Annotated in this window: 5 protein-coding genes, 16 tRNA genes and 1 rRNA gene; 1 reads left to right on the forward strand and 21 read right to left on the reverse strand. The window is 41.9% G+C overall.

Going from position 1 to position 8,571, the window contains the following annotated elements:
* Nucleotides 1-54: 54 nt before the first annotated feature.
* From HNQ41_RS04920 to HNQ41_RS04930, 3 genes are all read right to left on the reverse strand, one after another.
* On the reverse strand, nt 55-1,188 hold the full coding sequence (locus HNQ41_RS04920) for a DEAD/DEAH box helicase (protein WP_184663306.1): 1,134 nt from the start codon (nt 1,186-1,188) through the stop codon (nt 55-57).
* A gap of 203 nt (nt 1,189-1,391) precedes the next feature.
* Nucleotides 1,392-2,579, reverse strand: a complete 1,188-nt coding sequence (locus HNQ41_RS04925; protein WP_184663307.1) for an aminotransferase — start codon at nt 2,577-2,579, stop codon at nt 1,392-1,394.
* On the reverse strand, nt 2,576-3,070 hold the full coding sequence (locus tag HNQ41_RS04930; RefSeq protein WP_184663308.1) for an Lrp/AsnC ligand binding domain-containing protein: 495 nt from the start codon (nt 3,068-3,070) through the stop codon (nt 2,576-2,578). The genes HNQ41_RS04925 and HNQ41_RS04930 overlap by 4 nt, the downstream gene beginning before the upstream one ends.
* A gap of 112 nt (nt 3,071-3,182) precedes the next feature.
* Here HNQ41_RS04930 and HNQ41_RS04935 point away from each other — a divergent pair, with 112 nt between their 5' ends.
* Nucleotides 3,183-3,764, forward strand: a complete 582-nt coding sequence (locus HNQ41_RS04935; protein ID WP_343043329.1) for a cysteine hydrolase family protein — start codon at nt 3,183-3,185, stop codon at nt 3,762-3,764.
* Between the two features lie 378 nt (nt 3,765-4,142).
* On the opposite strand, the gene HNQ41_RS04940 is transcribed toward HNQ41_RS04935, so the two are convergent.
* The 18 genes from HNQ41_RS04940 to rrf form a co-directional block, all read right to left on the reverse strand.
* A complete protein-coding gene (locus HNQ41_RS04940; protein WP_184663309.1) occupies nt 4,143-5,588 on the reverse strand; it encodes an NADP-dependent glyceraldehyde-3-phosphate dehydrogenase in 1,446 nt (481 codons plus the stop codon).
* A 580-nt stretch (nt 5,589-6,168) separates the two neighbouring features.
* Nucleotides 6,169-6,245 (reverse strand) — tRNA-Met (locus tag HNQ41_RS04945).
* Nucleotides 6,246-6,496: 251 nt separating this feature from the next.
* Nucleotides 6,497-6,572, reverse strand: a tRNA-Lys gene (locus HNQ41_RS04950).
* 193 nt (nt 6,573-6,765) lie between these two features.
* Nucleotides 6,766-6,840, reverse strand: a tRNA-Glu gene (locus tag HNQ41_RS04955).
* Between the two features lie 23 nt (nt 6,841-6,863).
* A tRNA-Ser gene (locus HNQ41_RS04960) sits at nt 6,864-6,954 on the reverse strand.
* 4 nt (nt 6,955-6,958) lie between these two features.
* Nucleotides 6,959-7,033: transfer RNA gene (locus HNQ41_RS04965), tRNA-Asn, on the reverse strand.
* A 3-nt stretch (nt 7,034-7,036) separates the two neighbouring features.
* A tRNA-Ile gene (locus tag HNQ41_RS04970) sits at nt 7,037-7,113 on the reverse strand.
* Nucleotides 7,114-7,117: 4 nt separating this feature from the next.
* Nucleotides 7,118-7,191 (reverse strand) — tRNA-Gly (locus tag HNQ41_RS04975).
* Between the two features lie 181 nt (nt 7,192-7,372).
* Nucleotides 7,373-7,447 (reverse strand) — tRNA-Gly (locus HNQ41_RS04980).
* 8 nt (nt 7,448-7,455) lie between these two features.
* Nucleotides 7,456-7,530 (reverse strand) — tRNA-Gln (locus HNQ41_RS04985).
* A 6-nt stretch (nt 7,531-7,536) separates the two neighbouring features.
* A tRNA-His gene (locus HNQ41_RS04990) sits at nt 7,537-7,613 on the reverse strand.
* A 7-nt stretch (nt 7,614-7,620) separates the two neighbouring features.
* A tRNA-Trp gene (locus tag HNQ41_RS04995) sits at nt 7,621-7,694 on the reverse strand.
* A gap of 14 nt (nt 7,695-7,708) precedes the next feature.
* Nucleotides 7,709-7,794 (reverse strand) — tRNA-Tyr (locus HNQ41_RS05000).
* Between the two features lie 6 nt (nt 7,795-7,800).
* Nucleotides 7,801-7,876: transfer RNA gene (locus HNQ41_RS05005), tRNA-Asp, on the reverse strand.
* Between the two features lie 29 nt (nt 7,877-7,905).
* Nucleotides 7,906-7,998: transfer RNA gene (locus tag HNQ41_RS05010), tRNA-Ser, on the reverse strand.
* 9 nt (nt 7,999-8,007) lie between these two features.
* A tRNA-Met gene (locus HNQ41_RS05015) sits at nt 8,008-8,084 on the reverse strand.
* Nucleotides 8,085-8,121: 37 nt separating this feature from the next.
* A tRNA-Ala gene (locus tag HNQ41_RS05020) sits at nt 8,122-8,197 on the reverse strand.
* 9 nt (nt 8,198-8,206) lie between these two features.
* Nucleotides 8,207-8,323 (reverse strand): 5S ribosomal RNA (gene rrf, locus HNQ41_RS05025).
* Nucleotides 8,324-8,571: the final 248 nt, after the last annotated feature.

Genomic DNA, 8,571 nt, shown 5'->3' on the forward strand with positions numbered 1-8,571 from the left:
ACAAAATCATATATAAGACAGGTTCCTACTTTGAGGAGCCTGTCTTTTTTTAGTTTAAGCTTGTAGTTTTCCGTGTCGTAATTGGCGCTTTTCGATGGAAACGCCGCATCCTTTGCTTCTTTTTTTAATTAAGTCCACTTGTGTTTCATCACTTAAAGTGATGACAAGTCCTCGACGACCTACTCGGCCTGTCCTGCCGGCACGGTGAATATATGAGGTATTGCTTGTCGGTGGATCTAGGTTAATCACATAATCAACATCCGCAATATCCAATCCTCTAGCTGCTAATTCCGTTGCTACTAAAACATCCGCTTCCCCACCTCGGAAACGATCTATCGCCTGCTTGCGATCTTGTTTATCACTTACACCGATCAAAGATACCGCTTTTACTTTTTTATAAGTAAGCTTGTCCACAGTCTCTTCGGCTTTTTCAATCGTCGAAGTAAATACGATCCCTTTTTGTTTATCCATCGTTGCAATCAGCTGGCGAACCGTATCGATTTTCTTTCTTTTTTCACTTTCTACCCAAACATGATCAATCGATAACGGAATCTGTGTTTTTGCTTGAATGTGTAATGGATCAGGAATATTTTTTTCTAATGAACGAGCCAGTTCTGTAGGAAAAGTTGCTGAACAAAGGGCGTACTGCGCTTCTTTTCCTACACGCTGGGAAATTTTTGTCACAGTATGTTGCGACTTTTCGTCTTGTAACAATTGATCAGCTTCATCAATAACAACATACTGTGTTTGTTGTAATTTTAATTTTTTCTCTTCTGCAAGTGACAAGACGCGGTCCGGTGTTCCGAATACCACATGGGGCTTTTGCTTTTTCAAACGTTCTAATTGACGCTTTTTATTTCCGCTCCCTATGTATGAATGAACAACAAGTTCTGTTTTTTGACAAAGCGACTCTGCTACTGAATATAACTGCATGGCTAATTCGTTTGTCGGGGCAATGATGACCGCTGAAAAAGGTTTTGGATCTTGAATCACTTTCGTCAAAATCGGTAATAAAAATGCGAGTGACTTCCCTGATCCCGTTTCCGCTTCTATGATCAAGTCACTTCCTTCTAAATGCTTTGGAACCACTTTTTCTTGAATTGTTGTAGGTACAGTTATGCCTTCCGCTAGTACTTGTTGGATGAGCAAATCATCAACGTTTAAATCCTTAAAAGATGCTTCTTCCATCGTGATGTCCTCCCTTTTTAAAAAAACAATAAAAAAATTTGTAAATCATGTATATATTTACGCTCATGGGGCGATAATACTGAATGTATACAATCTAGTATTCCCCCTGTATGGAGGGGCTGGCTGTTAAAAGTGTACTCCCTAACTGTACGTATTATACAGGTTACGTGCAGATAGGTACATAACAAGCCAGCCTCTTCTTATTATGACTTGCTATTTCGATTTACAAATCGGTCTATACGTTCAACCGCTGTTTGTAATTGTTTCATTGATGAAGCATATGAACAACGGATATGGCCTTCTCCACCTTCGCCAAATACATGACCAGGAACAACAGCTACTTGCTCACCCTCTAATAATTTCTGTGCAAATTCTTCAGAGCCATATCCTGTTTTTTTAATCGACGGAAAAGCATAGAAAGCACCACCAGGCTGATGACAATCTAAACCAATCTCGCGCATTGACGTAACAAAGAAATTTCGACGCTGTTTGTACGTTTCGACCATTTCTTCAACCTCAACCAACCCTTCATTAAAACCAGCTAAAGCTGCATATTGCGCTGTAGAGGGCGCGCACATAATTGCATATTGATGAATTTTCAACATTGCTTGAGTAATGACAGAAGGCGCGCAAACATAGCCCATTCGCCATCCCGTCATCGCAAACGCTTTGGATAAACCAGAAATTAAGATCGTTCGCTCACGCATTCCATCAACACTAGCCATGGACGTATGCGCAGCATCATAGCTCAATTCAGCATAGATCTCATCACTAATGAGTAGGAGGTCATTTCGTTTGATAACATCACAAATCTCTTTCGATTCCTTTGCTGTTAATACAGTACCAGTAGGATTGTTAGGAAATGAGGTGAGCACCGCTTTTGTCTTTGGTGTTATCGCTTGTTCAATCGCTTCGGTCAACGGGACAAACCGGTTTTCTAGCGTCGTTTTAACTGGAATAGGTTTTCCACCAGCGAGCGTAACAAGCGGAGCATAAGAAACAAAATTAGGTTCCACAATAATCACTTCGTCGCCTGGGTCAACGATCGAACGGATCGCTAAATCTAGTCCTTCACTTGCACCTACAGTTACGATCATTTCTGTTTCAGGGTCATATTGAACATGGTATTTACGTTCAAAATAGGTAGCAATTTTCTCTCGTAGTTCATAAAGGCCTGCATTCGCTGTATAAGACGTTCTCCCCCGTTCTAACGAAGATACACCAGCCTCGCGAATAGCCCACGGAGTAGAGAAGTCTGGTTCTCCTACCCCAAGTGAGATGACCCCTTCCATATTCGCTGCAAGGTCAAAAAACTTTCGGATCCCTGAGGGAGGAACACTTTTTACAGTTGTCGATAAACGTGATGTTAATGAAGATACGCTATCAGTCATGGTGACACCACCATACGATCGTCATCATCATTTTTTGAAAAAATTGCACCATCATGTTTATAGCGTTTTAGTTGAAAATGTGTTGTCGTTGACTCCACAGAATCTAATGTTGAGAGTTTGTCTGAAACAAATCGAGCAACATCGGTTAATTTTGAGGCTTCAATGACTACCGACAAGTCATACGTACCTGACATAAGGTATAGCGCTTGCACTTCAGGAAAACGGACGATTCTATCAGCGATTTCATCAAATCCGACTCCTCGTTTCGGCGTTACTTTTACATCGATCATCGCCGTTACTTTTTCCTCTTCATCAATTTTCGTCCAATCAACAAGTGCTGCATAACGAACAATCACGTTTTCTTCTTCAAGACGTTCAATCATATTTGAAACTTCATATTCTGGCATATCCAACATTTTTGCTAAAATGTCTACTGATTGTCGCCCATCTTTTTCGAGCAATTTCAATAATTCTTTCTCTTTTGTTTCCACTGTTACTCCCTCCTCTTTTCATCATCAGTATTCGTTTAAAATTAATTTCGATGTGAAACAATAGAAATATCATTTTGACATCTACTTCCCAATAAAAGGACGGGGTGTTATCGTGTCGTTAAACAAAGACGAACCAAATTTACCTAATGATATCGACAAAAGCGCACTTATCTTCATTGATGTGATCAATGACTTCAATTTTGCTGATGGGTATGAATTATTACAGCACGCAATACCTATGGCAGAGCGTTTAGCAAAATTTAAGAAGATTGCGAAAGAACAAAACATACCTGTCATTTATGTCAATGACCATTATGGTAATTGGCGATACGATTTTCGCACCCTTGTAAACCATTGTATGCGTAATGAAAGCCTAGGTAAAGAAGTCGTACAACAATTATTACCTGAACATGGCGATTATCACATTTTAAAGCCACAATATTCCGGCTTTTTTTACACACCACTTGATTTATTACTCGATAATTTAAATGTTAATAAGCTCATTTTAACAGGGGTATCTGGAAATATGTGTGTGCAGTTTACTGCTAATGATGCTTACATGCGCGGTTATCATTTACATACCCCAAGCGATGCGATTGCCTCACGTCATGTAGAGGAAAATAATAAAGCCCTCCACCTCATGGAGAAAGTGTTAAAAGCAGATATATCTCCTCTATTCTATAATACGGAATAACTCCTTTTTGCGTGTCCTATTCATACTAGACCACAAGAATGATTGCCGTTAATGTTACTTCTCCTCCTACCTCCCTTACATTCCCCTTTGATGAAAATGTATATATTATCATTTGTCATCATCAGACAGAAGAATTCCTCTTCAATCGCAAGAAGGGCTTTAACCCCACGAAAAGGTAGGGTGAATGACGGTTTCGCGATAGCCAAAAAGAAACTCACACGGTATAATTGGAACATTCGTTCTCTTCGGGATCACCAAGTTTTTTGAGATTTACTCCGACATACATTACTGATGGACTTTACAGTAGGGGTACTTCTTTCAGTATAACGTTAAAAAAATGGGACGGTCTCTTTTAGGCCGTCCCATTTTAATATTCCATTACATATTCATAACAATTACTTTATCACGTAACATGGAAGAAATGCTTCGTCCAATTCCTTGAACACCTTGTCCTGAGTTTTTAACACCTAGAAATGGATAATGGTCTGGTCCGCGAGATGTTTTACCATTAATTTGGACCGTCCCGACTTCTAATTTGTTTGCCAGCATCATCGCATCATCGATATTTTTCGTAAAGATACTTCCTTGGAGGCCATATTCATTCTCATTCTCAAGTTCAATGGCTTCTAATGGATTACTGATGCGAATAATAGGTAATACAGGGCCAAATTGCTCTTCCCAAGCAATTCTCATATCCGTTGTTACATTGTCAAGTAAAGTTGGATGTAAGAGGTTTCCTTGTCTTTCTCCTGTTGTAACTACTTTTGCCCCTTTATCCTTTGCATCAGCGATTAATTCTTCAACATAATCAGCGGCGCCGTCATTAATCATTGGTGTAATTTGTGCATTCTCACTAGCTTTCCCAACTTTTAATGCTTCAACTTTCTCCTGTACTTTTTCAACAAGCTGATCTGCAACATCTTCCATAACGAGTACTCGTTTAATGGCAGTACAACGTTGCCCTGAGTAACTAAAAGCACCACCAACGATTTCTTTCGCTGCTTTATCTAAATCCCCATCTGATAAAACGATAGCTGGATCTTTACCACCAAGCTCAAGAATCACACCGGCCATAGTTGCCTTTTCACTAATACGTTGTCCTGTTTCCGTTCCTCCTGTAAAGGATATTAAATCAATTGTAGGATGTTGGACAACAAAGTCACCAATTTCAGATCCACGACCCGTGACGACATTTAATACGCCTTCAGGTAAACCTGCATTTACAAGAGCTTCCACCATTTGCATTCCACTTACTGCGCCTTGCGTAGCAGGTTTAAATACAACACCGTTCCCTGCAATCAACGCTGGTGCAATTTTAGCCGCTGCAAGGTTTACAGGGTAATTAAATGGGGAAATCGCTAAAACCACACCATGAGGTACTTTCTTGATCATAGCTAGCTGCTCTTTATCTCCCCCCGGAAAACCATCACCTTGCATAAGTTCTCCATTTACTCTTAAACCATCTTCTGCTGTGTGACGAATTAGCTCAGCAGTTCTAATTACTTCTCCTCTTGCAGATGAAAAAGCTTTTCCAACTTCATGTTGTATCGTTTCACCGATTTCATCAGCGCGTTTTTCTAATTCATCCGCCCAACGATGAAGTAAATTCACACGTTCATGTACGTTTTTATTTTCCCAATGCGCCTGCGCTTCTTTTACAGATGCGATGGCTTCGTTTACTTCATTTTGGGTCATTGCTTGAACTTGTCCAACCATTTGCTCATCGTCAGGCGAGTAGATTTCGATTGTTCTTCCTGATTCACTCTGTTTCCATTCATTATTGAATAAAAATCCAAATCGTTTGTCTTCATGTTGAATCGTCATTACTGATACACTCCTATCAGGTGTTTTTTCCATGCAGTCGTACTCATTCATCTAGGTGAGTAACGACGATTTCCATGGTGATAATTTATTTAAACATTTGAAAACCCTTACGTACAAGAATAATGCTCGACTTTTTCACTTATATTGTTCACTTGTTAAAACCGTCTATTCAAGCGATCATATGAATTAATTGTTCAACAATCTTCATTTACGAACCCTTAAAAGTATCGGATGGATATTAAGACCCTCATTACCGTTATAAGTCTTATTTTGGTTATGAAAAGCCGCTGAACTATTCTTTTTCATGATTGAAGAGGACTTAGTCGAGTCATTGTAAAATTACGCCCTGATTAAAGGTAAGGTTGTTTTCTAAAAGATTATTGCATGTTAAGAATTAGTTCACATTAAAAACAATGTTTACGAAAATAGCCAGAGATAATAAAAAAAAACTGACATTTTAGTCAGTTTTTTTATTAATAATCATCTTATATACAAATTAAATACACAATATTGGTTATACTTTTCAAGTACACAGCCCCATCTTACTATGAAGCTTATTCGAGTAATTTCGGTGGTATTTTGGTTGCGGGGGATGGATTTGAACCACCGACCTTCGGGTTATGAGCCCGACGAGCTACCAGACTGCTCCACCCCGCGGCGTTATGAAAGTTTATGGATGATGTTCTTGCTTCGAGGTCCTATGACTGTCTCTTCCTCTGAAAGCTTCTCATTGAAGTTTATGCGTCGAGACAACTCGATGTGTTTCAGCGTGGTTTTGCTCGTTGCTCCACCCCGCGGCGTTATGAAAGTGTTCGCATGTTTCGTTTACTTTGATGTTAAACTTCAAATGCTCTTTAGTATATATTTTTACCTAAATATAAAAATGTATACATGCAATTAAATAAAAATGGTGAGCCATGAAGGATTCGAACCTTCGACCCTCTGATTAAAAGTCAGATGCTCTGCCAGCTGAGCTAATGGCTCGTTGTATTTTCAGTGTAGATGAATCATGTTGATTACGGACGATGCTTTGCTTCGAGGTCTGCCTGTCTCTTCCTCTATTTGCTTTTTCTTTGTAGTAAATGCGTCGAGACAACTCGATGACTCTTCTTGGTCGCATCGCTCGTAGCTGAGCTAATGGCTCGTTGTGTTTTCATTTCTGATCTAAAGGATGTCATGGTGACCCGTAGGGGATTCGAACCCCTGTTACCGCCGTGAAAGGGCGGTGTCTTAACCACTTGACCAACGGGCCATTTATATTTGAATAAATTATAATGGCGGAGAAGGAGGGATTTGAACCCTCGCGCCGCTCTCGCGACCTACACCCTTAGCAGGGGCGCCCCTTCAGCCACTTGGGTACTTCTCCATTATGGCTCCACAGGCAGGATTCGAACCTGCGACCCATCGGTTAACAGCCGATTGCTCTACCACTGAGCTACTGTGGAATATGGTGGGCCTGAGTGGACTTGAACCACCGACCTCACGCTTATCAGGCGTGCGCTCTGACCAACTGAGCTACAGGCCCATAATGGAGCGGGTGATGGGAATCGAACCCACGACATCAGCTTGGAAGGCTGAGGTTTTACCACTAAACTACACCCGCAAATGATTTTTCGATTTAACTTCGTTCTTCTATTCATATTGGCCTTCTTCATGTCTCTTCCTCTGCTTGATAGTGCTTAGAGGTTCAATGCGTCGAGACAACTCGTAGCTTCCTCAGTGAAGTTTCGCTCGTGGCTGAGGTTTTACCACTAAACTACACCCGCATAAAATGAAGTTTTTAATGGAGCGGAAGACGGGATTCGAACCCGCGACCCCCACCTTGGCAAGGTGGTGTTCTACCGCTGAACTACTTCCGCGATTAAAATGGCTGGGCTAGCAGGATTCGAACCTGCGAATCACGGAATCAAAATCCGTTGCCTTACCGCTTGGCTATAGCCCAATAAAATGGGGCGACTGATGGGATTCGAACCCACGAGTGCCGGAGCCACAATCCGGTGCGTTAACCGACTTCGCCACAGCCGCCATGATATGGCAGGGGTAGTAGGAATCGAACCCACATCAGAGGTTTTGGAGACCCCTGTTTTGCCATTAAACTATACCCCTATGAAATAAATGAATGGTGGAGGGGGAGGGACTCGAACCCCCGAACCCGATGGGAGCGGATTTACAGTCCGCCGCGTTTGGCCAACTTCGCTACCCCTCCATTATATGGCGGTCCCGACGGGATTCGAACCCGCGATCTCCTGCGTGACAGGCAGGCATGTTGACCGCTACACTACGGGACCATTTTTTTGTCAGATCTTTTAGATAAATATGGCGGAGGAGGAGGGATTCGAACCCCCGCGGGCCGTTAAGCCCCTGGCGGTTTTCAAGACCGCTCCCTTCAGCCGAACTTGGGTACTCCTCCGTATTTTTTTGGTAGCGGCGGAGGGGATCGAACCCCCGACCTCACGGGTATGAACCGTACGCTCTAGCCAGCTGAGCTACACCGCCAAATGTTGTTTCTCTTTATAAACATACTTTTTATAAGTGGTGGAGCCTAGCGGGATCGAACCGCTGACCTCCTGCGTGCAAGGCAGGCGCTCTCCCAGCTGAGCTAAGGCCCCGTTGTTTATGCCTGGCGACGTCCTACTCTCACAGGGGGAGAGCCCCCAACTACCATCGGCGCTGAAGAGCTTAACTTCCGTGTTCGGCATGGGAACGGGTGTGACCTCTTCGCTATCGCCACCAGACTACTTTGTTAACGACCTTTTATATTATATAACATACTCGAATGAAATGCAATAATATTTTTGGTCTTTTTTAAGGAAATTTCATTCCTTCAAAACTAGATACCAGTTGAAAAACCTTATGACTTATTTGAGGGTCGATCACCTACGGTGACGAACCATTTACGCGTTTGAAATATTGGTTAAGCCCTCGACCGATTAGTATCTCTCAGCTTCACGTGTTGCCACGCTTCCACACGAGACCTATCAAC

It is taken from the genome of Texcoconibacillus texcoconensis (assembly GCF_014202575.1).
GTDB lineage: Bacteria > Bacillota > Bacilli > Bacillales > Salisediminibacteriaceae > Texcoconibacillus > Texcoconibacillus texcoconensis.